This window comes from Mucilaginibacter sp. Bleaf8 (assembly GCF_018390515.1).
In the GTDB taxonomy this organism is placed as follows: Bacteria; Bacteroidota; Bacteroidia; order Sphingobacteriales; family Sphingobacteriaceae; genus Mucilaginibacter.
On the sequence record NZ_JAHBBK010000001.1, the window covers coordinates 425646 to 450861 of the forward strand.

General features: G+C 42.6%; 25 protein-coding genes. 9 read left to right on the forward strand and 16 right to left on the reverse strand.

Annotated elements, in window-relative coordinates; all coding sequences use genetic code 11:
* Positions 1-19: 19 nt before the first annotated feature.
* On the forward strand, positions 20-2200 hold the full coding sequence (locus KHS38_RS01760) for an FUSC family protein (RefSeq protein WP_213486444.1): 2181 nt from the start codon (positions 20-22) through the stop codon (positions 2198-2200).
* 2 nt (positions 2201-2202) lie between these two features.
* Here the strand turns inward: KHS38_RS01760 and KHS38_RS01765 are convergent, their stop codons facing one another.
* The 4 genes from KHS38_RS01765 to KHS38_RS01780 form a co-directional block, all read right to left on the reverse strand.
* On the reverse strand, positions 2203-3402 hold the full coding sequence (locus KHS38_RS01765; RefSeq protein ID WP_213486445.1) for a tetratricopeptide repeat protein: 1200 nt from the start codon (positions 3400-3402) through the stop codon (positions 2203-2205).
* A 4-nt stretch (positions 3403-3406) separates the two neighbouring features.
* A complete protein-coding gene (locus KHS38_RS01770) occupies positions 3407-4693 on the reverse strand; it encodes an ATP-binding protein (RefSeq protein ID WP_213486448.1) in 1287 nt (428 codons plus the stop codon).
* Between the two features lie 122 nt (positions 4694-4815).
* The gene (locus KHS38_RS01775; RefSeq protein ID WP_213486449.1) at positions 4816-5571 is read right to left on the reverse strand and encodes a TIGR03915 family putative DNA repair protein; all 756 of its coding nucleotides are present in this window, start codon (positions 5569-5571) and stop codon (positions 4816-4818) included.
* 2 nt (positions 5572-5573) lie between these two features.
* Positions 5574-6860: a putative DNA modification/repair radical SAM protein gene (locus KHS38_RS01780; protein ID WP_249665247.1), complete on the reverse strand. Its 1287-nt coding sequence runs from the start codon at positions 6858-6860 to the stop codon at positions 5574-5576.
* Between the two features lie 64 nt (positions 6861-6924).
* Between KHS38_RS01780 and KHS38_RS01785 the strand changes: the two genes are divergently transcribed.
* The gene (locus tag KHS38_RS01785) at positions 6925-7338 is read left to right on the forward strand and encodes an organic hydroperoxide resistance protein (RefSeq protein ID WP_213486451.1); all 414 of its coding nucleotides are present in this window, start codon (positions 6925-6927) and stop codon (positions 7336-7338) included.
* A gap of 89 nt (positions 7339-7427) precedes the next feature.
* Here KHS38_RS01785 and bioB read toward each other — a convergent pair whose 3' ends face one another.
* From bioB to ribD, 6 genes are all read right to left on the reverse strand, one after another.
* Positions 7428-8438, reverse strand: coding sequence for a biotin synthase BioB (bioB, locus tag KHS38_RS01790; RefSeq protein WP_213486453.1), 1011 nt, complete (start codon positions 8436-8438; stop codon positions 7428-7430).
* Positions 8439-8468: 30 nt separating this feature from the next.
* Positions 8469-9818, reverse strand: coding sequence for a magnesium transporter (gene mgtE / locus KHS38_RS01795; protein ID WP_213486459.1), 1350 nt, complete (start codon positions 9816-9818; stop codon positions 8469-8471).
* A gap of 95 nt (positions 9819-9913) precedes the next feature.
* The gene (locus KHS38_RS01800; RefSeq protein ID WP_213486460.1) at positions 9914-10192 is read right to left on the reverse strand and encodes a hypothetical protein; all 279 of its coding nucleotides are present in this window, start codon (positions 10190-10192) and stop codon (positions 9914-9916) included.
* Between the two features lie 94 nt (positions 10193-10286).
* A complete protein-coding gene (locus KHS38_RS01805) occupies positions 10287-10901 on the reverse strand; it encodes an IMPACT family protein (protein WP_213486462.1) in 615 nt (204 codons plus the stop codon).
* Positions 10891-11766, reverse strand: coding sequence for an EamA family transporter (locus tag KHS38_RS01810; protein ID WP_213486464.1), 876 nt, complete (start codon positions 11764-11766; stop codon positions 10891-10893). Before KHS38_RS01810 ends, KHS38_RS01805 begins: the two co-directional genes overlap by 11 nt.
* Entirely contained in the window at positions 11766-12821 is a 1056-nt protein-coding gene (gene ribD, locus KHS38_RS01815; protein WP_213486466.1) for a bifunctional diaminohydroxyphosphoribosylaminopyrimidine deaminase/5-amino-6-(5-phosphoribosylamino)uracil reductase RibD, read from the reverse strand. The genes KHS38_RS01810 and ribD overlap by 1 nt, the downstream gene beginning before the upstream one ends.
* Before the next feature lie 34 nt (positions 12822-12855).
* On the opposite strand from ribD, the gene prmC reads away from it, so the two are divergent.
* Positions 12856-13722, forward strand: coding sequence for a peptide chain release factor N(5)-glutamine methyltransferase (gene prmC / locus KHS38_RS01820; RefSeq protein WP_213486467.1), 867 nt, complete (start codon positions 12856-12858; stop codon positions 13720-13722).
* Positions 13723-13727: 5 nt separating this feature from the next.
* Here prmC and xerD read toward each other — a convergent pair whose 3' ends face one another.
* Complete coding sequence (xerD, locus tag KHS38_RS01825) at positions 13728-14627, reverse strand: site-specific tyrosine recombinase XerD (protein ID WP_213486469.1); 900 nt, start codon at positions 14625-14627, stop codon at positions 13728-13730.
* A gap of 39 nt (positions 14628-14666) precedes the next feature.
* Here xerD and aroQ point away from each other — a divergent pair, with 39 nt between their 5' ends.
* Positions 14667-15086 carry a type II 3-dehydroquinate dehydratase gene (aroQ, locus tag KHS38_RS01830; protein WP_213488160.1) on the forward strand — a complete coding sequence of 140 codons (420 nt, stop codon included), beginning with the start codon at positions 14667-14669 and terminating at the stop codon, positions 15084-15086.
* A gap of 70 nt (positions 15087-15156) precedes the next feature.
* Positions 15157-17634, forward strand: a complete 2478-nt coding sequence (locus KHS38_RS01835) for a mechanosensitive ion channel family protein (RefSeq protein ID WP_213486475.1) — start codon at positions 15157-15159, stop codon at positions 17632-17634.
* Here KHS38_RS01835 and KHS38_RS01840 read toward each other — a convergent pair.
* Complete coding sequence (locus KHS38_RS01840) at positions 17603-18664, reverse strand: glycosyltransferase family 2 protein (RefSeq protein ID WP_213486476.1); 1062 nt, start codon at positions 18662-18664, stop codon at positions 17603-17605. The two genes, KHS38_RS01835 and KHS38_RS01840, sit on opposite strands and share 32 nt — an antisense overlap.
* On the reverse strand, positions 18661-19548 hold the full coding sequence (locus KHS38_RS01845; RefSeq protein ID WP_213486477.1) for a lysophospholipid acyltransferase family protein: 888 nt from the start codon (positions 19546-19548) through the stop codon (positions 18661-18663). Before KHS38_RS01845 ends, KHS38_RS01840 begins: the two co-directional genes overlap by 4 nt.
* A 42-nt stretch (positions 19549-19590) precedes the next feature.
* On the opposite strand from KHS38_RS01845, the gene KHS38_RS01850 reads away from it, so the two are divergent.
* Both KHS38_RS01850 and corA read left to right on the forward strand, forming a co-directional pair.
* Positions 19591-20199, forward strand: coding sequence for a WbqC family protein (locus KHS38_RS01850; protein ID WP_213486479.1), 609 nt, complete (start codon positions 19591-19593; stop codon positions 20197-20199).
* On the forward strand, positions 20200-21327 hold the full coding sequence (gene corA / locus KHS38_RS01855) for a magnesium/cobalt transporter CorA (RefSeq protein WP_213486481.1): 1128 nt from the start codon (positions 20200-20202) through the stop codon (positions 21325-21327). It begins immediately after the preceding gene.
* A 19-nt stretch (positions 21328-21346) separates the two neighbouring features.
* Here corA and KHS38_RS01860 read toward each other — a convergent pair whose 3' ends face one another.
* On the reverse strand, positions 21347-21586 hold the full coding sequence (locus tag KHS38_RS01860) for a DUF3820 family protein (RefSeq protein ID WP_349627905.1): 240 nt from the start codon (positions 21584-21586) through the stop codon (positions 21347-21349).
* A 25-nt stretch (positions 21587-21611) separates the two neighbouring features.
* Entirely contained in the window at positions 21612-22547 is a 936-nt protein-coding gene (locus KHS38_RS01865; protein ID WP_213486488.1) for an MBL fold metallo-hydrolase, read from the reverse strand.
* A gap of 440 nt (positions 22548-22987) precedes the next feature.
* Between KHS38_RS01865 and KHS38_RS01870 the strand changes: the two genes are divergently transcribed.
* Both KHS38_RS01870 and KHS38_RS01875 read left to right on the forward strand, forming a co-directional pair.
* Positions 22988-23242, forward strand: coding sequence for a hypothetical protein (locus KHS38_RS01870; protein WP_213486490.1), 255 nt, complete (start codon positions 22988-22990; stop codon positions 23240-23242).
* A complete protein-coding gene (locus KHS38_RS01875) occupies positions 23242-24192 on the forward strand; it encodes an aldo/keto reductase (RefSeq protein ID WP_213486492.1) in 951 nt (316 codons plus the stop codon). The genes KHS38_RS01870 and KHS38_RS01875 overlap by 1 nt, the downstream gene beginning before the upstream one ends.
* Positions 24193-24267: 75 nt before the next feature.
* Here the strand turns inward: KHS38_RS01875 and KHS38_RS01880 are convergent, their stop codons facing one another.
* Positions 24268-25056: a hypothetical protein gene (locus tag KHS38_RS01880; protein WP_213486494.1), complete on the reverse strand. Its 789-nt coding sequence runs from the start codon at positions 25054-25056 to the stop codon at positions 24268-24270.
* Positions 25057-25216 lie beyond the last annotated feature (160 nt).

Sequence of the window (25216 nt, forward strand, 5' to 3'; positions counted from 1 at the left end):
AACTTACCCGATATTCTACATGCCAATTCAACCCCGCGAAATCAAAAGCTTTTTTTTTAGCCAGTATTTTTCTGACGGGTTACGTATTACTTTCGGCATTTTACTGCCGGGCTTAGTATTTGCACAGTTAGGCATGCTGGAGTTAGGTATCACCCTGTCATTAGGTGCTATTTGTATTTGCGTTACCGACAATCCAGGTCCGGTTATTCATAAGCGTAACGCTATGGCCGTCAGTAACCTGATTGTATTTCTGGTAGCCGTGCTAACCGGCCTGATACGGTTTAACCTGATTGCACTTGGTGCTGAAGTGGTGGTCTTATCTTTCCTATTTTCTATGTTCATCGTTTACGGCAACCGTGCAGCATCTGTAGGTACTGCCGGTGTATTAGCTATGATATTCACGATGGATAAAGCGGTTACGCCAGCTGAGGTTTTGCCCTACAGTGCTACTATACTTGCTGGCGGGTTGTGGTATATGCTGATGAGCCTGGTGTTTTTTGGTATACGTCCTTACCGTGCAGCACAGCAGGCTATTGGCGAAAACATAGAAGATGTAGCTGATTTTTTGCGTATAAAGGCGAACTTTTATCTGACTGAAACTAATATTGATGATAACTACCGTCTTTTGGTTTCCAAGCAGATACTGGTAAGCCAGCATCAGGATGCGGTAAGAGAACTGCTTTTCAAGAGCCGTCAGATTGTTAAAGAATCTACCAATTACAGCCGGATGCTGGTACTCACATTTGTTGATCTGGTAGATTTATTTGAGCAAATTATGGCAACCCACTATGATTATGCTTACATACGTGAACAATTTGGCGCTACAGGCATATTAGATCATATTGGCCGGTTGCTGCACCGCATGGCCGATGAATTGGGTAATGTTGGTTATGCTGTTCTATCAAACTCTTACTACAAAACCACCGAAAAATTCGAGCCGGAGCTTGAGGAACTGAAAGCTAAGATTGATGAATTAGGCAAATCAGAACAGATAAGCAACCTCGTGCTTAAAAAGGTATTGGTTAACCTACGCGATTTAAATAAGAAAATAAACAGCATTAATTATTACCACAACTCCCGTTCTTCAAAGCAACTGCTCGAAAATCCGTATCAGGTGGAGTATGATAAATTTGTAGGGCATCAGGACTTTAGTCCGAACGTTTTGGTTGATAACCTAAATCTAAAATCAAGTACCTTCAAATACTCTTTAAGAGTTGCTATTGTTTGTCTGTTAGGTTTCATCATCACAAAAAGCTCACTACTAATGCAGCTTGTAAGCGACATAATGGGGCGCAAGCTGGCTTTTGGCCACCATAGCTATTGGGTGTTGCTTACTATCATTGTTATTTTAAAACCTGGTTTCAGTTTGTCAAAGCAGCGCAACTATCAGCGTTTGGTGGGAACTATTATAGGTGGCGTTATCGGTGTTTTGATTTTGCTTTATGTGAAAAGCAGCGTTGCACAATTTATCATCATGACGTTTTTAATGGTTGGTGCTTATAGTTTTCAGCGGGTAAACTATATTGTGATGGTAATTTTAATGACACCTTACGTATTGATTTTGTTTCGCTTTTTGGGCGTGGGCGGACTGGATATTGCCGAGGAACGTATTGCAGATACAGCTTTAGGATCTATCATTGCTTTTGCGGCTACTTACCTTATTTTCCCGACCTGGGAATCGGAACAGTTACGCGAGAACTTACGAGATGTAATTACAGCCAACGTTAACTATTTGGTTAAAATAGCCGATAACATAAGTGGTAAAACGGTTAGCGTAACAGAATATAAACTGGCCCGTAAAGATGTATATATCAAGTCGGCCAACCTGTCGGCTGCGTTTGAACGCATGACGTCTGAACCAAAAAGTAAGCAACGCAAAAGCAAAGACGTGCACAAGTTTGTGGTACTTAATCATATCCTGTCATCATACATTGCTACGATAGCTTCCGGCCTATCAGGTAAAGAGTTACATAAATCGAGCTTGGATAATTTAAAGCTAGTAAAGCGCAGTATTGCTGTTTTGAACGAAGGTGCCAAAAAGTTAGGCGGTGTACCCATCGACTATACGGCCGAAAGAAACGGCAGCGAAGAAATCACTAAGGAACCGTCACCGGATGACAATTTGCTAAAAGAGCAACTTGGACTTATACACAAAATGAGCAACGACATTGCAAAAACTGCAGAGAGCTTTATTTATTAAGCTTATCGCTTTAACAGTACCACCGTCCAGCTAAATATCACTGCCGACAACAACAAAATCATCTCAGCCGGTCCGGTAGACCTATGTGCAATATAAGTTAGATATAACGCTACTATGCCAGAACCTAAAAACAAACAGGCAAACAAGGCCAAAACACCACGCTTTGTTGTTTTAACTACATCCCGGAAAAGGTATACCGGAATAACAGTTAAGAACAGGGAAAAGGCAATCACATAAAAAACGCTATTTACAGTAAACCCTGTTATCAACGCAATGGTGGCCAATAACATAATGCCAATATTGATTTGCGTGAACTTGTTTTTATCAGGAGGCATCAAGTAACGGCCATATTTATCAAAATATAACACCATGTCGCTAACCGGACCGGTAAACCATGTCCACAAAATCAGAATCAGGTACAAGGGAAATAAGAATGGAACCAGGCGGATAACCACGTATATTCCTAAAAATAGTCCGAACCTGAATTTAGCGCCTTTCTCTTCCATCCAGTAAGAGAATTGCAGGAGCTTTCTGTAAAAGAAATTGGTAGCTTTAATGGCCTGTACCATGCCCGCCCGAGCGTAATCAAATTCAGGATCAATACTCAATGCAACTGCAAAATGCTCTTTAGCTTTTTTAACATCGCCCAGCCGCAAGTAATAGTACCCAGTATTGGCTTGTGTAAGTTCACTTTCAGGATCATCGGCCAGCATATTTTCCAGCCTGTTAAAAGCTTCCTCGGCACGGCCGCTCTTGGTTTGAGCCATCGATAGCATATTGTTGCACATCGTGTTTTCCGGGTCAAGGTCTAACCCTTCCGTAGCATACGTTATAGCTTCGTCGTATCTGCCCAAGTCTATATACATAGCCGATTTTAAGCCGAAGTAACCGGCTTGGTATGGGTTTAAGCCTATAGCCTCGTCAATACGTTTTTCAGCAAGCTTGTACTCGTCGCGTTGTACGGCTAAACGTGCGTCGAGGTAATATAAAAAGTCATTCTCCGGATTTAAACCCAAACCTGTGTTGACTGCAATTTGTGCCCGTTTGTAATCCTTTTGTTTCAAATAGGCAGATGCCTGCAAACTATACAATTCGTCGGAATCTGGAAATTCAGCAAGTGCGGATGCAATCTTTTCAAGTGCCAAGTCAATCTTATCGCGCTCAATGAGTGCCTGTATACGATTATAAAGCTGATAATCCATTGGCCTACAGGTTCAGATAGCTTTTAATATCGTCGTAAATGCCCGATGTATTGGAATACAAAGCATAATTGCGTGCCGTGTTAAACCATTCTTTGGTAGATGGCCGCACTTTTTTAACGGCATCCAGTATATCATTCATCACCAGTTTCTCGATTTTGCCCGACCGCATAGATTTCCGCAATTTGTCTTCCACGGCTAAATCAACCAGCAACTTCAAATCTGCACCGCTGAAACCATCTGTTTTTTGTGCGATCTTCTGATAATCCATTGCCTCAGCAGGCTTGCTTTGCAGCATTAACTGCAAAATAATGGTACGGGCAGCTAAGTCTGGTGGCGGAACAAAGATGATGCGATCAAACCGGCCAGGCCGTAAAAAAGCCGAATCAATATGCCAGGGCGAGTTAGTAGCGCCTAATATTAACAGGCCTTCATTTTGCTCGTTGATGCCGTCTAATTCTTTTAAAAACTGATTGATCAGATTACGGCCTGCCGATTGTTTTAAATCGCTGCGCTTACTTCCCAATGCATCGATCTCATCAAAAAACATCACGCAGGGATTATTTTTGCGGGCGATCTCAAATTTTTCGTGCAGGTTCTTTTCACTGTTGCCCACCCACATATCCAGTATTTCTTCAATACCTACCGCCATAAATTTAGACGAAATTTCGCCTGCAGTAGCTCGGGATAAGTAAGTTTTGCCGCAACCCGGCGGACCATACATCAATATGCCACCACCGGCTTTTTTGCCAAAGGCCTTAAATAAATCCGGATTAGCAAGCGGTTCGATGATCTTGATGCGAATCTCATCCTTAATATCGTCCATACCTCCAACCTGAGAGAAGTTGATATCCGGCTTTTCGAGGAAGACATCCGGCTCATATTCATTTACCTCGAAAGATGGTATTTTAAGTTGCCGTTCAATTTCTGCATCATGCCACTCGGGATATTTTACTATATAGGCCTGATATTGTGCAATTGCATCTTCTGTATGGCCGGAACTAATAAGCAGTTGCAGGTAAGTAGACAATAACTCAGGCTCGTGATTATGGCCCAGCAATTCCTCACATATAATAATACCTGTAGAGTAGTTATTTAGCTTGAGATAACATTGAGCCAGTAATAGTTTTGTATCATCAGCGTTTTCGAAAGACAAGGCCCTATTAAGATGCTCTTTTGCCTTTTCAAAATCATTAATGGCAAAATATCCTTTGGCCACCTGCTTTCTTAAAATCACATTATCAGGGGTAATTTCAAGCGCTTTTTCCAGTTCTGCTAAAAGCTCTCTGTTCATTTTTATCAAGTTGATGTATACAAACAGCCATTGGCTGTTTACACATGGGCTAAGATATTAAAAATACATGAACCCAAAATAAACAGAGAAGCCCCGGAACAAGGTTGTTACATGTACCAAATTTAAAACTTTTCGGTAAGGTGCCGCCAATAACGTTTGGGTATATGGCGCATGTGGAGCTTAGTATTTTTACGCGCCGGAATATTAACGCTTTTGAAATAATTTTGCCATAAGCGCTGGTATAAGCCTTCATTCTCGCTAAAAGCAGATATAACGTTTGAGGGACTGGAAGTCGAAAAATCAAGCGCTATGCATTGTACATCGTGTAGGTCATAATAAAGGCCATAGTTACGCTTCAAATCGTAAATGATCCACTTCTGATCGGTATACCGGTCTTTAAAATGGCGGCTTAGTAAAGGCAGCACGTTAAAATCGGGCTCAATAGCGGAATAAAAGGTGGTATCGGCCAGTTCCTGAAAACGTATAAAAGCCTCCATCCTATGCTTTTCGCGGCGCACCATGCGCACCATTTCCGATAAGCGCAGTACATATTTATTGCCATAATCTTCTTCCACATTATGTGGCGAATCAAACACATAGCGGATGTAGCCTACCAACATACTGTCCTCATCGTCCATATCGGCTAGGTGTGCTATATATAAACGCTTCATGCCCTCGTTCGATAGTTTTTGCTGTAAACCTTTCAGCACCCGGGCAGCCCGGTTACTGTCCGTATATATTTGCAGCACATCTTCAAATAAAGCAGTGCTTAACCACTCTCCTTTCCGGATTTTCACATAGCTCAGTTTACGCTCATAGATCTCGAAAACTGCCGTTAAAAGGCCCTCAAATGTACCGTCATATATCAAAGTAGTCATGGCTAAAACAGGTTAAGTTGTGTGGTTGCGGCTTTAATGTATTTGCTTTGCGATTGGGAAAGGATGTATTGCTTAATGGCAGTGCCTGTCAAATCGCGCCTTTCAAAACTATTACTGTTACAAGTGATAAAGTATTTGGCACGATTTACCGCTATACCGATTTTTTTAAGCTGCTCCCAGTTAAGCTTACCAAACATACGTGCGCTCACAATTTTTTGGGCTGATTGTACGCCAATGCCGGGCACACGAAGTATCAACTGCAAGTCGGCTTTATTAATATCAATTGGGAACGCTTGCAAATTGCGCAATGCCCAGCCTAATTTGGGGTCAATATCTAAATCCAGATGTGGATTATGCTGATCAACAATCTCACTCACATGAAAGCCGTAAAAGCGCATGAGCCAATCGGCCTGGTACAAGCGGTTTTCGCGTACCATGGGCACACTGGTATTGAGCGCAGGTAAGCGGCTATCGCTTAAAACGGGCACATAACCCGAATAGTAAACACGCTTTAAATTGAAATTCTTGTAAAAGTGGTTAGCCGTATACAATATTTGCTGGTCATTCTCGGGCGTGGCGCCAATAATTACCTGCGTACTTTGCCCGGCGGGTGCAAACTGGGGTGCTTTTTTAAACAGCGCTTTTTCTTCGGTTCGCTGTATAATCTCTTTTTTCAAAAAGTTCATCGGCTGTATCATGTCCTGGCGGTTCTTGTCGGGTGCCAGCAGCTTCAGCCCTTCTTCTGTCGGCATCTCCAGGTTTACGCTCAGTCGGTCGGCATATAAGCCGGCTTCACGCATCAGCTCATCACTGGCACCGGGAATAGATTTGAGGTGGATGTAGCCATTGAACTTATGCTCGGTACGTAATTTTTTGGCAATGCGTACCAACCTTTCCATCGTATAATCGGCATTGTAAAAAATACCTGAACTTAAAAACAAGCCCTCTATATAATTGCGCCGGTAAAAATTGATGGTCAGATCAACTACCTCCTGCACGGTAAAGGCCGCTCGTTTAATGTCGTTACTTTTACGCGACACGCAATAAGCACAATCAAAAATACAGTGGTTGGTCAACAAAATTTTAAGCAGCGATACACATCTGCCGTCTTCTGTATAAGTATGGCAAATGCCATTACTGGCATTACCCAACCCCTTATTTTCGTTTTTACGCTTGCTTCCACTTGATGCACAGGATACATCATACTTAGCAGCATCAGCTAAAATATTCAGTTTTTCGGTTATACGATCTGCATTCATACCAATCAAAAATACTAATATTTTTAGCATATTAGATATGGTAAGAAAAAAACTTTACAACCTGCAATTGGTTTAAAGCTAAAACTAAGTGATTATGGAAAAAGTATACACGGCGGTTGTAACTGCCAAAGGCGGCCGCGATGGTCATATCCAATCTTCTGATAGTGTGGTTGACCTTGATTTAAGAAAGCCGAAAGAAATGGGTGGAGAAGGTGGCAGCTATACCAACCCCGAACAGTTGTTTGCCGGTGCTTATGGCGCCTGTTATTTAGGCGCTTTAGGATCAGTTGCTAAATTAGAGGGTACCGATGTAAGCGAAGCCACTGCCGAAGTACATGTAAGCTTTAATAAAGATGGTAATGCTTATGCGTTATCAGCCGAACTGCATGTGCACATACCGGGTCAAAGCTTGGAAGATACGCAGAAACTGGCTGATAAAGCCCATCGAGCATGTCCATATTCCAAGGCGGTTAGAGGCAATATTGATGTAAAAGTAGTTGCTGTGTAAATGGCCGGGACAAGAAATGCTACAGCATATGTATAAAGTTTTCACTGCGAAATAGCTTTACTCCGCAGTGAAAACAAATGCTTTTTTAATTATATTTCTGCAACTACTTCCTGTACCGCTGCTTTTTGATTAGGGCGACCGTCTTTAAACGCAGCCTTTGGTTTTAAACCTAACAGCTCAAACATAGCCATATCAGTATCAAAATCAGGGTTTGGTGTAGTTAATAATTTTTCGCCTGCAAATATAGAGCTGGCACCAGCCATAAAACACAAGGCTTGCTCAACCATACTCATCTCGGTACGGCCTGCAGATAAACGCACAGCAGTTTTAGGCATAATGATACGTGCTGTAGAAATCATGCGCACCATATCCCATACAGATACACGCGGCTGATCGGCCAGTGGCGTACCTTGCACAGGCACCAAAGCGTTCACCGGAACAGATTCTGGATGCTTAGGTAAGTTAGACAGTGTTTTCAGCATCGAGATGCGATCTTCCACCGTTTCACCTAAACCGATAATGCCGCCGCTGCAAACGGTAATCTTAGCTTTACGCACGTTTTCTAAAGTCTGTAAGCGCTCGTCATAGGTACGGGTGGTGATGATGCGTTTGTAATCTTCTTCCGATGTATCGAGGTTATGGTTGTAAGCGTACAAACCGGCATCGGCCAGGCGTTGCGCCTGATGCTCGTTCAGCATACCCAGGGTACAGCAAACTTCCATGTCCAGCTCGTTTACAGCCTTTACCATTTCAATTACTTTATCAAAGTCGCGGTTGTCGCGCACTTCGCGCCAGGCGGCCCCCATGCACAAGCGTGATGCACCGCCTGCTTTTGCTTTTTGGGCAGCGGCAACAACTTCTTCTTTAGGTAAAATGGCGTGCACATTTACACCGGTTTGGTAACGGGCTGCCTGCGGGCAATAAGCGCAATCTTCAGGGCAACCGCCGGTTTTAACTGAGATTAATGAGCTAATCTGCACTTCGGCATGGTTATGATTTTCGCGGTGTACGGTTGCTGCACGGTAAATCAGGTCCAGTAGCGGAGTATGATATATTTCTGAAATTTCTTCCTTGGTCCAGTCGTGTCTTACTTCAGTCATACGTGTGTTTAATGTTAAGAAGTGCCAAATTTATAATAAAAGCTTTGAAGCTAACCATAGCGGCAGCAAAAAGCCTATACAATCCGTAAAAGTAGTGATAATAATAGATGATGCAACCGCCGGATCAATACCTACCCGTTTAAGCAGCATCGGGATGGATGCACCGGTTAAACCTGCAATAATAAGATTGCCTGTCATGGCCAAAAACATCACCAAACCCAACATCGGGTTGGCATCATAAAAATAAGCTACTGCAAATACAATGGCTCCGCTGGTAGCGCCATTAATCATGCCTACCAAAAATTCTTTCAGTATGGTAATGTAAGCTTGATTATCTGTCAGGTCGGTTAACGATATACGCCTTACGGTAACGGCTAAGGCCTGCGTAGCGGCATTACCGCCCATGCCCGCAATAATTACAATATAGGCAGCAACAATAGGCAGCCTCTTAGCTGTATCATCAAAACTGCGTATTACAGATGCAGCCAAAAAGGCTGTACCCAAGTTGATTATAAGCCAAGGCAAACGGCTTTTAACGGCATCTTGCCAGGTTCCGCTCAATTGTTCGTCTTCCGATACGCCCGAAATTTTTAAGATATCTTCGGTATTTTCCTCTTCCAATACGTCAATAATATCGTCAACCGTGATGCGGCCCAGCAGTTTCATGCTGGTATCTACAACCGGAATACTGGTTAGGTTATATTGTGATATCAGCTTGGCAACTTCTTCCTGATCCAGGTCTGCGTTTACATATACAAAATCTGTTTTGATCAGGTCCTGAACGCGTAATTGCTTTTTAGCTTTAATCAGATCCTTGATAGAGAGTATGCCCTGCAATACATCCTGTTCGTTAACTGCGTAAAGCGTATAAAATTCCTCCATTTGTTCCGACTGGTGGATGATCTCTTCTATCGCTTCATTTTTGGTCAGCGTAACGTTCACCTTAATCAGTTCGGTGTTCATCAACCCGCCAGCCGTATCTTCCTGGTAGGTCATCAGGTTTCGGATGTTGCTGGCATCCTCATGGCCTATCTCATCTAAAATCTCCTGCTGATCGCTTTCATCCAGTTGTGAAATGATGTCAGTGGCATCATCATAATCCAGCTCTTTTACAATCTCGGTACGTCTTTCTTTACCAAGATTTACCAGCAATTCTTCGGGATGGCTCTCTTCGTCCATTTCCGAGATCACTTCTGAAGCTATTTCAGTAGGAAGGATATTGATGATAAGCTCACGCTCTTCTGGACCAAGCCGGTCGAAAAGAATAGCAATCTCTGAGGCATGATACTGACTGAGAACCTGTTGCACTTCTGCCTCTGTACTTTCCAAGGCAGCCTTAACACGCAAAAGGTCTGATTTATCAATATCAAAAGACGACATACACGCCCAAGTTAACAAAATATGGCCAATAGGGCAATAAAAAAGGGCAATATTGCTATTGCCCTTCCTTTAATCTTTGGTATAAGTGTTGTTCGTTAAGCTACTTTCTGAAGTTTATAAGAAGTATTATCGTGATTTATAACTAACTGATTTTGGTCGATAGACTCGATCATGATCTTACGCTCGCCCAAACGGTCATAGTTATGAATCAATAAATACAGACTTTCCTCATTTTTAATTAAACGAAATGGTGATACGATAGTACCCGCCGGCTTGGTTTCCTTAAAAAAGCTGATTTTCAAAAGATGCTTAACAAAATCAAACTCGAATCTTTTCTCGTCTTCGAGATAGATTCCAATAGGTAATCCGCTCATGTTTTTATTAGGTTAGAAGATGTAAATGTTGTATACTAAGTTAACGCATTGCATCATTAAAAGCAAGTTTTTTGCTTATTAATTTTTTATGCAATCAGCCGCCGATATAATATTGAATATGGATATTACTAATACCTTCAAAACGGCCAATTGTTTGATTAACTTTAGATTTCCTGATAGCAATTTTTAAAGCGCAGCGCAAATCTGCTGTCTGCTCCAAAACTTGCAGGTCTTCTTCTTTAATGATGCGCATTACATCATTCATTTGCGGGTACTCAAAGGTGAGTGTATAAACGTCGGTAATCACTTTCTCAATCGTACCAGCCTCGGTCAGTACCTGTTCGGTTGCTGTTTTATAAGCATTAATAAGCCCCGGCACACCAAGTAACTTACCGCCAAAGTATCGAACAACCACAACCAGCGTATCCGTCACGTTTTTAGATAGCAGAACATTCAGCATGGGTCGCCCTGCTGTACCGGACGGCTCGCCATCATCATTCACTTTAAAAACCGTACGATCAGGCCCCAGGCGCACTGCCCAGCAATGATGGTTAGCTTTGGGATGTATGGCCTTTAACTGAGCTACTAAAGGTTTAACATCAGTTTCGGTCCGTATCTGGTAAGCGTAAGCTATAAATTTACTGCCCCTGTCGCTAAATAGCGATTCGGCGTTTTGCTTTATAGTAAGATAGGTATCGTCAAACAGCATAAAATGAGGAATAAGCAATCAGCACTATAGCTAAAATGGCCAATACGATACCGGCAATGTTTAACCTGCTGAGTTTTTCTTTAAAGATTGAAGCGCCTATGATCGTACCGGCAGTAATTACACCAATGTTCATGGCGGTAAATACGGTGCCGGGGTTCTGGGCCAGGCTTTGGTGAGCTTTCAGATAAAACAGGATGTTCCCAAAATTGGCTAAACCGAGTATCCATCCAAAGAAAATATAACGGAAATAAAAGCGCCGCTTTTTAATGAATACTTGGTATAATAATCCCAAAAAGGCAACAGCAAAAGAAATGATATAGACAACAAGTAGCGATGTGGTATAAGGCGTGGTTTTGTTCAGCGCCATTTGCTTAAACAGGATATCAATAAAGCCAAAACCTAAAAATACAGCAATCAGATAAACCCAATAGTTTTTGTTTCGGCTTTCACTATAGCTTTGCTGCTTTTGCCAGGGTATCAGGCATGCAATAGCGCCAAAACCCAAAACGATGCCTATTATCTTAAAAATGTTTGCCGTATCATGAAACCACAAAAAAGCTGCAGAAAGAGAAATAAGCAATGATAATCGCTGGGCTACATCAGTGCGTACAATACCGGCCATCCTGACGGATACCGCCATTATAAAAAATATACCTGGCAGCAATATGCCTAACGAAGTATAAACCAAATTAGGCTCATAACTTATCTTGGAAACATCGGGCTTAAGCAATAGCCAGGTAAGTAAAGCAGCTATGGAATAATTCCAGGTGATGGCCTGCACAACATTAATTTGATAACGGCGAGCCAACTTTAAAATCACCGAAACCAGAACGCTGCAGCAAACGCTCAAAAAAATGTATATCATTAAATTGACGGTTGGTTATAAATAATTTGTAAACGATCTTCTTCCACCATAAACTCCTCCAGGTGCTCTCCGCGGCAAACAGGTGCGTTTATTCCTTTTTTAAGCAATGACTTTCCGGTAAAAATCCGCGCCTCATCCCATAAATCAGCTTCAATAAACTGCGTAAGGGTATTTGCACCGCCCTCAATAATTACCGACTGGATATCCTGCAGGTATAACTGATATATGATGTATTGCGGCACATAATAATTAAAGTCTTCAAGCGCAATGTATTTGATCTTGTCTTCTATATCGGTTTTAATCTCGTTGAATACCAGTGTTTCGACACTATTATCAAACAGATGCAAACTTTTATCCAGCTCCAACCTGCGGTCAATAACCACACGCTTCGGCGCTTGGCCCTGCCAGTAACGTACGTTGAGCTGTGGATTATCAATTTGAGCCGTATTTTTGCCTACTAATATAGCATCCTCTTCGGTTCGCCATTTATGCACCAAACGGCGTGATGCTTTACCGGTAATCCAAAACTGGGAGTTATCATCGGGCGCAAAAAAGCCATCGGCTGTTTGTGCCCACTTCAGTATAATATAAGGGCGCTGGTACATTATGCGGGTGAAGAAGCGTTTATTTAACGCCCTGCACTCCTGCTCTAACACGCCTACTATAATTTTAATTCCTACCTGCTGCAACTTTTCAATGCCCTTTCCATCAACCTGGTTAAAAGGATCGCGGCAGCCTACAACCACCTCGGGTATACGATGCTGGATGATCAGATCAGCACAGGGCGGCGTTTTACCGTAATGTGCACATGGTTCAAGCGACACATATATGGTAGCTTGTTGCAGCAAGGCTTCGGCCTCCGGATAGTTTTGCAATACCTGGTTCACGGCATTCACTTCGGCATGTGGCTGGCCGTATTTGCGGTGGTAGCCCTCGCCTATTATTTTGTTATTATGCACAATAACAGCGCCTACCATTGGGTTCGGGCTTACATAACCAGCGCCTAATTGTGCCAGCTGTAAGCAACGCCGCATATAAAATTCGTGTTGTGCCATGCTACAAAAGTAGCTTTTTATGTTTCTTTGTTACATGAAAACGGTTAAAGAAGTGTACGACAGTTATCGGCAGGATTTACAAGCGCTTTATGACAGTAATGAAATTACTGCACTAACGGAATTAGTGTTAAGCGAATTAACCGGATTTTCGAGAGCCAAACTAAAAGCCTTCCCCGAGGTGGATTTGGCCGGAGATCAGCAAACATCGGTAACCCATATACTGTCAGAGCTGAAAACGGGTAAGCCTATCCAGTATATATTGGGGTTTACTGAATTTTACGGATTGAAGTTTTCAGTAAATCCATCGGTATTGATACCCCGCCCTGAAACTGAAGAATTAGTGGATTGGATTGTAAATACTATACCAAATACTTCCTTAACTGACACAAAAATTCTGGATGTTGGTACGGGTAGTGGTTGTATTGCTATTTCGTTAGCGAAAACAATAAATGGCTCAATTGTGACTGCAATGGATATTTCGGTAACGGCCTTACAAACTGCTCGTGAAAATGCCATTGCCAATGGAGCTAATGTTACTTTTATTGAAGCTGATGTGTTAAATGAACAAACGATAAATATGATTGAGCCCAACCAATCTGTTATTGTAAGTAACCCACCATATGTTACCCCTTTGGATAAGGAGCATATGCATACTAACGTTACCGACTTTGAGCCACATACTGCCTTATTTGTACCGCAGGAAGATCCGCTGCTTTTTTATAATACAATTGCTGATTTAGCAATTGCCAGACTTAGTAAATCGGGATTGCTGTTTTTTGAAATTAATGAAGCTTATGGTCAAGCAACAGTTGAGATGTTATCAGGTAAAGGATTTACTGACATTGAATTACGCAAAGATATGTTCGGTAAGGACCGTATGATTAAAGCTTTGTGGCCATAATCATCCTAACTGCGGGGATGGTATTGAATAATGGTGCTTTTCAGATAATCGCGATCTAAATGCGTATATATTTCGGTAGTGGTAATACTTTCATGTCCTAACATTTCCTGCACGGCACGCAGGTCGGCCCCGCCCTCGATAAGATGGGTAGCAAAGGAATGCCTGAAAGTGTGCGGACTAATCTTCTTTTTCAACCCAATTGTTTCAGCCAGTTGTTTAATCACCATGAAAATAAACACCCTGGTAAGCCGGCTGCCACGCCTGTTCAAAAACACAAAATCTTCTTCTCCTTTTTTTACAGGCACATGCACGCGTACATAATCCAGCCACTGCTGCAATGCTTTTATTGCCGATGCGCCAATGGGCACCAATCGCTCCTTGTTGCCCTTGCCAGTTACTTTTATAAATTCAATTTCCAGATATAAGTTGGATAATTTAAGTTCGGTTAATTCTGATACGCGCAAGCCGCAGCTGTACAGCATTTCAAGTATGGCTTTATTGCGCACGCCATCCGGTCGCGATAAGTCAATGGCTGCAATTAGGCGGTTAATATCTTCATAGCTCAACGTATCCGGCAATTTGCGCTGCAGCTTGGGTGCTTCTAACAGCTCAGATGGATCGGCTTTTATCTCATCTTCAATCAATAGATATTTAAAAAAAGCTTTTATTCCTGATAGTATCCGCGCCTGCGAAGACGGGATCATACCCAGCTCATTTAGCCATACAATAAACAGCCGTAACTGATTTAGATTGACTGTATTCGGCTTTATCAAATCAGGCTGTATTTCAGCATATTGCCTTAGCTTATCTATATCCCTGCTATAGGCTTCAATTGAGTTTTCAGAAAGTGACTTTTCAAGTTTTAAATACTGCTGAAAACCTTTAATTGCCGACTGCCAATCCACGCCTTTTTACTTTAATGTTTTATGCCTAAGTTTGAGCTGATGAAGATACAGATTATTAACGGCCCAAACTTAAATTTGCTGGGTGTAAGAGAAAAATCTATTTACGGCAGCGCCGATTTTAATACCTATTTCAACACGCTAAAGGAGCGTTATCCAGACCACGAATTAACCTACTTTCAAAGTAACAAAGAAGGTGAATTGATTGATAAGCTTCATGAAATTGGTTTTGATTATGACGGCATCGTATTGAATGCCGGCGCTTACACGCACACCTCAATTGCCATTGCCGATGCTATAGCTGCTATCACTACGCCGGTTATCGAGGTGCATATATCAAACGTATACCGTCGCGAAAGTTTCAGGCACAAATCGATGCTGGCAGCTAATTGCAAAGGGGTGATTGCCGGCTTTGGTTTAGACTCGTACCGCCTGGCGCTCGAAAACTTTATCAATCTGTAAAACATATTGACGCTCAGTACGCTTTAATGCTGGTTATTATCGTTTAGTTGACAAACAATTGTTTTTACCGATGCTCAAAATCTTCAGGATTGCCTTAGCCTGCCTGCTGCTATTAGCAGTACTTCCGTTCAACGATGCAGCCGCCCAAAAGAAGAAAAAGTCGTCGCGCACCGTTGCCGACTCCTTACGGCAGGCCATGCTGCGTCGTGATTCGATGATGCGGTATTACAAAACATCAGATACATCGACCAATAACCAGCTACAAAAAATTGAGTACTACACCGAGTCGTTCAACCAGATAGCCAATACGCTTAACCGGGGTTTGGATACAGTTGAAATAAGCACCCAACTGCCGCGGGTTGAACGTGCTGTTAAATTGATCCGCAACCTTATATCGAAAGATCGTTCCGGTACGCTCCGCTATTTATATGCCATACGGGATATATTAAGCCACCGTCAGGATGATTTGGATGTATGGCAGGATCAGTTAGCGGATATAAACTCCAAGCTGATAGATGTACACAGCAATTTGGTACAGATACATAAAGACTCGGTTTTCAAAGTTTTTCCGACTGACAGTACATTAATGATCAGCTTTCTGGAGCAACGATCAGCACTGATACAGAAGGGACATAAGCTGGACTCGATTAACAAAAAGTCGCTTTTGCGGGTAGGCTTATTACAAAACAGGGTAACATCTGCCTATATATCCATCATCGATCAAAAAGAGCTTATTAATAAAAAGATCCGGGATTTTAGCATTAATGCTTTAAGTTGCGAGTACGGCTATATCTGGAATATGAAAAGCAGCGGAAACACTTTTAAAGCTGCCTTTGATCGCACCATAAGCGTAAATACCAAGTTGTTTAATCTGTTAAACGGCCAGGCACTTACCCATGTTTTGGGTTTACTTTTATTTGTCGGGCTATTTGCATGGATTTATTTCAATCGCCGTCGTGTACAGGCCGTACATGAACAGCAGGACGATGTGATGATACAAGCCGTGTATGCCGCTCGCTTTCCACTTGCTTCAGCGTTATTACTCACTTCTCTCATCGTTCCGTTCTTTTACGAACATCCGCCCGTGGTATTTCTGGAACTGATATTTTTAATCTCGATAGTATCTACGTTGATATTGGTTAAACGTACCTGCCCTTCCGCACCGTTTAATTATTTGCTTAAGCTTTTTGTGATAACGCTTTTGCTTAGTGTAAGTAATTTATTTATCGAAATATCAAGCACTGATCGCATAATTGTTTTGTTGTTAGCCGCTTTAACCGTTTGGTTTAGCTATCAATTCATCCGGCATATCAAAATCAGCCATGAGCAGTATGTACCTCATGCACGCAAAGCTTTATGGTTACTGATTATCCTCGAAACCTTATCAGTTATATTTAACATTTCGGGCCGTTTTAGCCTGGCCAAAGTTATTGGTGTAACTGCGTTATATAATTTCTGGCTGGCCCTATGCCTTTATTACTTTGTTCAAATTTTGGTTCAGAGCCTATTTTTACAATTAGAGGCTAATAAATCTGATAGCAACAATATCAGCTCCTATCTTGATTTTAAACTACTACAAGGAAAGTTCAAAAGTATTTTGAATATAGTGGCCTGTGTAATGTGGTTCATCACACTGCTGCAAAATTTAAGTATCGAGGAAAACTTCTTCGATTTTATCGGCAACTTCCTTAATCAGTCACGCGCTTTAGGTGGTACGCTGTTTACGTTCGGCAGTATCCTGATTTTTGTTGGTGTAATATGGCTGTCGTCTGTACTGGCCCGCATAATTAGTTACATCTATGATTTTGCCGAGCAGCATAAGGCACGTACTGGTAACACTGCTCGTAAAACCAAAACTTCGCTTTTACTTATCCGTATCGGCATATTCAGCGTTGGCTTCCTGTTGGCTGTTGGTGCTTCCGGCTTTCCGCTCGATAAAATAACCATTATCATCAGTGCCTTGGGCGTGGGCGTAGGTTTTGGTTTGCAAAATATCGTCAACAACCTAGTATCCGGATTAATATTAGCTTTTGAAAAGCCGGTGCAGGTTGGCGATGTAATTGAAGTGGCTAACCGTTCGGGAACAATCAAAGAAATAGGTATCCGTTCAAGTAAAATCGCTACCGGTAACGGTGCCGAAATTATCATTCCCAACGGCGATCTAATTTCGCAACACGTCATCAACTGGACACTGAGTGATAACAACCGCCAGGTTGAGTTGAATATCAATGTAGCTTACGGCTGTGACATTGACCACGTAAAAAACTTGCTGCGTGATTTATTAAGCAACCGCGATGATATTATGATCAACCCGGCTCCGGTTGTTTACCTTAACAACCTTTCATCAAGCTCGGTTGAATTCAAGGTATTCTTTTGGGCAGCTGATATCAGCATGTGGCAACAACTAAAGAGCCGGGTATTATCGGCCGTTTACAAGCAGTTCGAGATTGAGGGTATCGAATTACCTAAAAATAGCCCCGATGTGAAAGTATACTTGCCCAACAGCACTAACGATGCTAAAAAAAATCCTCCTGCTTCAAATCAGTAAAATGAGTTTTCTTTTTGGCAAAAAAATCGACAACAATGCTGCCTTTATATATCCCGGTGAGGTTTGCCTTGCGGGAAGAACTTCCTGAAGGTATGTTCTTGTTCTTTGAACCGTGCTTGGTTTTGCCGCTAAACAAATTACGTACAAAGCTTTGGTGAGCCTTACTTACGGCCCAGGCATCTTTTCGTTTTCCTTCATTCAAAAAGCGGAACAAAGCCAACAAATCCATCCAGAAGCGGAGTGTTATGATGCGTGCGGCTTTGCCTGCTGGTAAATTATTTTGCAACAGCAGTAAATTATTTCTAAAGTTAAGGTACGTCTTAAACGGATTCTCGGCATTTAACGTACCACCACCCACATGATATACGGTTGATTGTGCGCAGTACATTACTTTAAGCCCCATGTTTTTCAGTCGCCAGCACAGGTCAATTTCTTCCATGTGTGCAAAAAAGCGCTCATCAAAACCACCGGATTGTTTCCAGTATTTACTTTTAATAAACAGCGCAGCGCCGGTTGCCCAAAATATCTCGCCCGATTGATTATATTGCCCTTTGTCCTCCTCAATTTCATAAAACATGCGGCCCCGGCAAAACGGATAACCCAGGCGGTCAATAAAACCGCCGGCAGCACCGGCATGTTCAAATGCTTCCTTTTGGTTATACGCCCTGATTTTAGGCGCAGCAGCAGCCATCAGATCATCACTTTGCAGCAATTCAATTATTGGTTCAATCCAGTTCGGCGTAACTTCAATATCAGAATTAAGCAGAACAAAGTAATCAGCTTCCACTTGTTCAAGCACACGGTTGTAACCGCCGGTAAAGCCGTAATTCTGATCGTTAATAATCAATTTCACCTTATCGGGATAAACGCTTTGCAGGTATTCCACCGAGTTATCCGTTGAGCCATTATCGCCCACTATCACTTCAAAATTGGACCAGGTAGAGGCTAATACAGAGGGTAAAAACTTTTGCAGATAGTTAAGGCCGTTCCAGTTTAAAATTACGACAGCTACTTTAGGTACATTACTCATTTATTCATATCCTCCGGCTTGAATTTCCACCTGCGGTGCGACCATAGCCAGTACGGCGGGTCATTTTTAATTACGTTTTCCAAATATTGCACGTGGGCGTTGGTAATCTCGTATTCAGTTGTAGTTTTAGCGTTATCAAACAGGGGTACCCATTGGCAATGATAATGTCCCCTTCTTATTCGGCGTATGTCACCAAACACCACGGCGCTATCTGTAAGTCGCGCTAGCTTTTCTACACCTAAAAAAACAGCTGTAGGCTGATTTAAGAAGTTAGTAAAATAGTTAATTTCGCTTCGTGATGGTGTTTGGTCAGCAGCCAATATACATACTGTTAATTCGTTACGATATTCCACCAACTTACGCATAATGCTTTTCATGGGTATTAGTGTATTCCCAAAACGGGATCGCATTCTTTTAAAATAGTCGTCAAAATCAGGATTTGATAGTGGCTTATATACCACTATACGTTTTTTATGTGTAAGCAGGCTAAAAAGCATAGAGCCCATTTCCCAATTACCATAATGACCAACAACGCCAATTACGCTTTTCCCCCGTGCAAAGGCAGCTCCTACCACCTCGTTAAATCCATCCGTGGCAAAATGCTTGTTCAATTCTTTTTCAGATATACTACGTAGCTTAATCGTTTCAACAAACAAATCAGCCAGGTGCAGGAAATACTTTTTTTCAATTGACTTGCGCTCGGCATCGCTTTTTTCTGGAAAGGCATTGCGCAGATTTTGCTGCACAACTTTGCGGCGATAACCGGTTACATAATACAGCAGCACAAACAATACATCGGCTATGCGGTACAAAATAAAAAAAGGAAGCAACGAAACAAGGTACAGTAAACCTGTGCCCAGCATTGAAAACCCTTTCCTAATCATTACTTTTGCAAAATTTTAAAGCCACAAACATAATTATATAAGATGGAAAAAGGTGCTTTACTGCCTATGTTTTATTTGCCTCCTGTTGAGTACTTTACTATACTCAATAAAAACAAACCGGATATATGGATTGAAAAGGAAGAGCATTTCCCGAAACAAACCTACCGTAACCGTGCGCATATCTATTCGCCAGATGGCTTGCTGCAGTTAGTAGTACCTGTTGTAAAAGGCTCAAAAGTACACACCAAGGTAAAGGATGTAAAAATCAGTTATGATTTTGACTGGCAGCGTTTGCATTGGATGAGCTTACAATCCTGCTACCGCCGCTCCGCTTATTTTGAGTATTACGAGGATGACTTTGTGAAATTTTATGAAGACAAACCGGCTTATCTGTTCGACTACAATGAGCAGCTACTGACCATGATACTCAAATTCTTAAAGCTACCGGTTACGTTAGCCTACACACAGGAGTACCATGCACAGTATGAACAGTTGGCAGATTACCGTGGTAAAATTCATTCTAAAAAAGAGTCGGACTTTGAACAAAAAACCTACTTTCAGGTTTTTGAAGAGCGTAATGGCTTCCTAAAAAACCTCAGCATTGTTGACTTGCTGTTTAACCAGGGGCCACAATCGGTTAATTACCTTTAAATGAGTAATCCTCAAAAGAAAAAACTACATAAGTTGAACCGGCGTTTGCCGAATGTGGGTGAACGCCCCGGTACTATCAACGTTCCCGAAGGTGCACTCAAACCACACATCCATATGTTCTCCTACAATGCCAAAGAGGTAGTTGCATCAAAAGGAGAAACTATAAAAACGGTATTTGAGCAGATGGATGCCTGCCGTGATCATTTTCACTGGATTAAGATCAATGGCTTGGGTGATGCAAAGCTGATTGAGGCTATCGGGCAGCGCATGGGCATAAATGATTTGGTGCTGGAGGATATCATGAACGTGCACCAGCGCCCCAAATTTGATGAGTATGACGATTATCTGTTTGTGACCGGCAGGCTTATTAACTTAAATGATGAACATGAGTACCTGAACACCCAGTTTTCGGCACTGATTAAAGATAATTTGATCATCACCTTTGAGGAGTTTTATGATGATAACTTTGAAGCCGTAAAAAACCGCTTAAAAGCCGGTAAGGGCGCCATACGTAGTGCCGGGCCGGGCTACATCTGCTATGCTTTGATGGATACTATTATTGACAGGTACTTTGTAGTGCTTAATCAAATTGGCGACAAACTGGAGAACATTGAAGACCGCCTGTACGAAAGTGCCGATAAGAGCATTATGTATGAAACCCAGCAGCTTAAGCGCTTGCTTATTATGCTGCGGCGTGCCAGCTGGCCCGAACGTGACAAGATCAATGACATGATTCGTTCTGAAAGCGCGCTCATTAACCATGAGGTAAAAACATATCTGCGTGATGTTTACGATCACTGTATACAGATCATAGATTTAATTGAAAGTTACAAGGAGATAAGCGCCAATAACATCGACCTGTATCTATCGATGGTAAGTAACCGCATGAACGAAATCATGAAGGTGCTCACTATCATCTCAGTTATATTTATTCCGCTCACCTTTGTGGCTGGTGTTTACGGAATGAACTTTGCCCCCACCAATCCCTACACCAACAAACCCTTGCCGGGTAACATGCCCGAGCTTTACCAGCCGCATGGATACATTTACTGCATGGCTATTATGGCTCTGATAGGAATTGGCCAACTTATATTTTTTTGGCGTAAAGGCTGGTTCAAAAAGCTGTAAGGTTTGGAAGAAAAATTAATTACTTGTCGTTTACGGCATTCTTCACAGCATACAATATTGACTGCATACCATTAATCTTTATTTCATAAACGGTAGCCAGCATCATGCCCAGTTTACCCGCCGGCCACCCTTTGGAACACATCCATTCCAGGTAAGATACCGGCAGGTCGCAAAGCAGTGTGCCTTTGTATTTGCCGAAAGGCATGTGCATTTTCACAATATCAATAAGTATGCGAGAGTCGGGTGTTGCTTTTTCCACCCGACAAAGCTAAGATAAATACGGCTTATTTAACCAAGGCACGGGTAACTGCAAAACCAGCTAATGCGCCAGCTAAGCCTACAAGCACTTTAAACTTAGTGCTTGAGCGGAACGGTGGCACATAATAGGTACCTGTTTCATCTGCCTGGGTTGAATGGCCAACATAGCGGCCGCTGTTTGGCATGGCTACCTTATCAAAGTTATCGGCCAGTTTGCGCAATTCGGCCTGTAATTCACGGCCACGCACTACCGGGCCATGCCCGGCGGCGGCTATACGAGGCTGCAAGTCGGCCAATTTACGTACAGATTCTTTAGCGGCTTTCCAATCAGTGGTCATGTAGGCCGGTGGACCCGAAAGGCGCTTGATGTTGTTGAGCAGAAATAAAGCTGATTCTGCCTTCGTTGTGGCAAAAGCGTCGCCTGCAATTAGGGTTGTATTGAGCGGTAAAAACAATGATACATGACCGGGAGCATGTCCAGGTGTATGTACAACCTTCCACTCAGGCAATTCCGGTATGCCTTCTTCTATATTAATAGTCTTTACCTTAGCGTCAATATTAAGCGGCTTTTTGCGAAAAAAAGGCGACATCAAGCTCATTAAGCCGCGGCCAACCGTTGGGTCTGCCGGTGCGTAAGATGACTTGCCGGTAAGATATGGTATTTCCAGCTCGTGGGCATAAACGGGTACATCCCAACGTTTCAGCAATTCCTCTAATGCACCGGTATGATCAGAGTGCGCATGCGTTAAAATGATGGCAGAAGGTTTGGCTCCGGCACCAAAAATAGATTCGGCAAAAGCGATAATTTTATCAGCAGAACCCTGCACACCGGCATCAACCAATACCCAGCCTTTCGGGAAACCGCGGCGATTGGCAACAATGTATACGTTAACAAAAAATATGCGCATACCCCATACGCCTTGCGCTACCTGGAAGTATTTAACGTTGTTATTAAAATTCATATCAGATGTAGTAGATGTTATAATTATTTCGTAAACATCAACTACATGTTAAAAGTTTTAACTCAACCAATATAGCTTTATCTAACAATATGCAACTAATTGAATTCAAGCCGCATACCTGTTCCAATTTAAAGCTGGTACAAAGTGGAACAAACCGGTACACTCCGGTACAAGTGGTACACTTTGGTACACCTAAAATGCCGTTTGCAGCACCTAGAGGCCGTTCAAAAAAAGTGGTACAGTGTGGAACACCCGGAACAGTTTGGTACAGGTATATATACGCATAACATAATCCTGTCAGTACCGCTGCATGGATTTATGATCTGCCCCAGATTGCAAAGAGTCATTCTTGTAGTAATCTGTAACGCATGCAAAACATTTTCATCCCCGCTGTTATTTAGTAATGAAACAGAGGTCTTACACTTCAAATTTAAAATATCATGCAACAACCTATTGAAGCTATACTTACCGGATCGGACAGCCAGATTGAAGGCGAAGTTAAAGCAATTACGCACGACGAATATAACCCGGCTTATGAGTTCACCTCTTATGACGGATCACTGCACCTGATTATTGCACGTAATGCCGAAGGACATTGGACACGCGTTGCCGGATCAGAACCTTATTTTTCCGGCTGGGTGGATGAACTGGTGGAACAGATTAATTTTTCGCAACAACAAAACACAATGATTTAATGGAAAAGAGAAGTTTGGGAAATTCGGGCATCAGTATCGATCCCTTTGTGTTTGGTGGTAATGTGTTTGGCTGGACGATTGATGAAACTACGTCTTTCCAACTTCTGGATGCTTACGTAGATTCGGGTTTAGATTGTATCGATACGGCCGACGTATACTCTGCCTGGGTGCCAGGCAATAAAGGCGGCGAATCGGAAACCATTATCGGCAACTGGCTCATAAAAACAGGCAAGCGCGATAAAGTGATTTTGGCTACCAAAGTTGGCAGCCCTATGGGTGAAGGCAAGGAGTGCTTATCTAAAGCATACATCGTACAGGCGGTTGAAGATTCACTGCGTCGTTTACAAACAGACTATATTGATCTGTATCAATCGCACCGCGATGATGCCAACACACCATTACAGGAAACCCTGGAAGCTTATGCACAGCTCATTAATCAGGGCAAAGTTAGAGCTATTGGTGCATCCAATTATTCAGCCGGGCGATTGAAAGAATCTTTAAAGTTAAGCGCTGATTATGGCTTGCCCGTTTATAACACGTTACAACCCGAATACAATTTATATGATCGTGAAGGCTACGAGAAAGAGCTTGAGCCCCTTTGCCGTGAAAACAACATTGGCGTAATCACCTACTTTTCGCTGGCAAGCGGATTTTTAAGCGGTAAATACCGTAGCGAAGAAGATTTAAGTAAAAGCAAACGCGGCAACGGAATTAAAAAATATTTAAATGAACGAGGCCACCGCATACTAAGTGCTTTAGATCAAATTTCACAAGAATATAATGCAACTCCAGCCGCAGTAGCCTTAGCCTGGGTAATTGCACGGCCGGGTATAACAGCCCCTATTGCAAGCGCTACCAGTGTTGAGCAGTTGAATGAACTCACCAAAGCTGTACAGCTTAACCTGAGCCAGGAAGCCGTAGACACCTTGACACAGGCCAGCAGCTATTAAGCCTCTGCAAACATAAAAGGGCCGCTTTAAAAAGCGGCCCTTTTTACGTTAATATATCGGGGGATCTGCAAAATACTAAAACATCATGCGGTTTGCGCGGCCGGTGGGGCCATTGTTCGTGAAGCGCTGTTGGCTGTTATCACCGCGGTTCGGCTGGTTGTTTGACGGACGATTGTAGCCACCCTGTCCATTACCAAACCCACCCCGGCCCTGGTTGCCATTTTCTGGCCTTCCGTAATTGCCCCGGCCATTGTCCCGGTTATAGTTATCAGAGCGGTCAAAGCCACCTCTACCACGGTTATCATTGTCTGGCCTGTTATAATCGCCTCTGCCCCTGTCGCTGTTATTCCAGTTGCCACGATTTGGGTAATTGCGCATGTCCGGGCGATTATAATACCCACCCCGGCCTCTGTCGTTGTTCGAGTCGTAAGGTGATTGCGGGTAGCCATTGAACCTGCCACGGTTACCACCTTGCGGCATACGGTATGCATACCCACGGTTGCTGTTGCGGTCAAACCCGCCAAACCTTGAGCGGTAATAATCGTGATTTCTGAAAGGACGCTCAGCACGCACCTCATAGTGGCGCACGTTGCGCCAGTTATAATCCCTGTAGGCGCCCGGCAGGCATGGTGCCGAAATCCACTCATCACCGTCCATGTAGTAATATACATTTTCGGGTACGCTGTAATAAGCTTCTACATCGGGCATGTAATAAAAGTCATCATAAACCACGGCGGCCGGCTTATGAAGTTGTACTGATACCGGGCCTATGTTAAAACCAACACTCACCCCTACCTGCGCCTCTGCATTTTTGTACATCAAACTGCCTGCGGCTAATATCATGGTTACGAATAACTTTCTCATATCTGGTTAATTTGTAATTATGACGATAGTTTCTAAACAAGGTTTAATGCAGTATATGAACATTGTTAGACGCAGGTCTTGTCGTTTTCCTATCACATTCCGTAATCAATAACCGATTGTAACAAATGCATCATACGCACAGTAATAATTTCTTTCTGAC

Bases quoted from the DNA above. Each gene is read 5' to 3' on its own strand.
- ribD (WP_213486466.1), bottom strand. From the start codon at position 12,821: ATGGCACAACACGAATTTTATATGCGGCGTTGCTTACAGCTGGCACAA.
- KHS38_RS01875 (WP_213486492.1), top strand. From the start codon at position 23,242: ATGGAAAAGAGAAGTTTGGGAAATTCGGGCATCAGTATCGATCCCTTT.
- KHS38_RS01870 (WP_213486490.1), top strand. From the start codon at position 22,988: ATGCAACAACCTATTGAAGCTATACTTACCGGATCGGACAGCCAGATT.
- corA (WP_213486481.1), top strand. From the start codon at position 20,200: ATGAGTAATCCTCAAAAGAAAAAACTACATAAGTTGAACCGGCGTTTG.
- KHS38_RS01845 (WP_213486477.1), bottom strand. From the start codon at position 19,548: ATGATTAGGAAAGGGTTTTCAATGCTGGGCACAGGTTTACTGTACCTT.
- prmC (WP_213486467.1), top strand. From the start codon at position 12,856: ATGAAAACGGTTAAAGAAGTGTACGACAGTTATCGGCAGGATTTACAA.
- aroQ (WP_213488160.1), top strand. From the start codon at position 14,667: ATGAAGATACAGATTATTAACGGCCCAAACTTAAATTTGCTGGGTGTA.
- KHS38_RS01775 (WP_213486449.1), bottom strand. From the start codon at position 5,571: ATGACTACTTTGATATATGACGGTACATTTGAGGGCCTTTTAACGGCA.
- KHS38_RS01765 (WP_213486445.1), bottom strand. From the start codon at position 3,402: ATGGATTATCAGCTTTATAATCGTATACAGGCACTCATTGAGCGCGAT.
- mgtE (WP_213486459.1), bottom strand. From the start codon at position 9,818: ATGTCGTCTTTTGATATTGATAAATCAGACCTTTTGCGTGTTAAGGCT.
- KHS38_RS01810 (WP_213486464.1), bottom strand. From the start codon at position 11,766: ATGATATACATTTTTTTGAGCGTTTGCTGCAGCGTTCTGGTTTCGGTG.
- KHS38_RS01805 (WP_213486462.1), bottom strand. From the start codon at position 10,901: ATGCTGTTTGACGATACCTATCTTACTATAAAGCAAAACGCCGAATCG.
- KHS38_RS01840 (WP_213486476.1), bottom strand. From the start codon at position 18,664: ATGAGTAATGTACCTAAAGTAGCTGTCGTAATTTTAAACTGGAACGGC.
- KHS38_RS01865 (WP_213486488.1), bottom strand. From the start codon at position 22,547: ATGAATTTTAATAACAACGTTAAATACTTCCAGGTAGCGCAAGGCGTA.
- KHS38_RS01785 (WP_213486451.1), top strand. From the start codon at position 6,925: ATGGAAAAAGTATACACGGCGGTTGTAACTGCCAAAGGCGGCCGCGAT.
- KHS38_RS01780 (WP_249665247.1), bottom strand. From the start codon at position 6,860: ATGCTAAAAATATTAGTATTTTTGATTGGTATGAATGCAGATCGTATA.
- KHS38_RS01850 (WP_213486479.1), top strand. From the start codon at position 19,591: ATGGAAAAAGGTGCTTTACTGCCTATGTTTTATTTGCCTCCTGTTGAG.
- KHS38_RS01800 (WP_213486460.1), bottom strand. From the start codon at position 10,192: ATGAGCGGATTACCTATTGGAATCTATCTCGAAGACGAGAAAAGATTC.
- KHS38_RS01880 (WP_213486494.1), bottom strand. From the start codon at position 25,056: ATGAGAAAGTTATTCGTAACCATGATATTAGCCGCAGGCAGTTTGATG.
- KHS38_RS01770 (WP_213486448.1), bottom strand. From the start codon at position 4,693: ATGAACAGAGAGCTTTTAGCAGAACTGGAAAAAGCGCTTGAAATTACC.
- KHS38_RS01835 (WP_213486475.1), top strand. From the start codon at position 15,157: ATGCTCAAAATCTTCAGGATTGCCTTAGCCTGCCTGCTGCTATTAGCA.
- bioB (WP_213486453.1), bottom strand. From the start codon at position 8,438: ATGACTGAAGTAAGACACGACTGGACCAAGGAAGAAATTTCAGAAATA.
- KHS38_RS01760 (WP_213486444.1), top strand. From the start codon at position 20: ATGCCAATTCAACCCCGCGAAATCAAAAGCTTTTTTTTTAGCCAGTAT.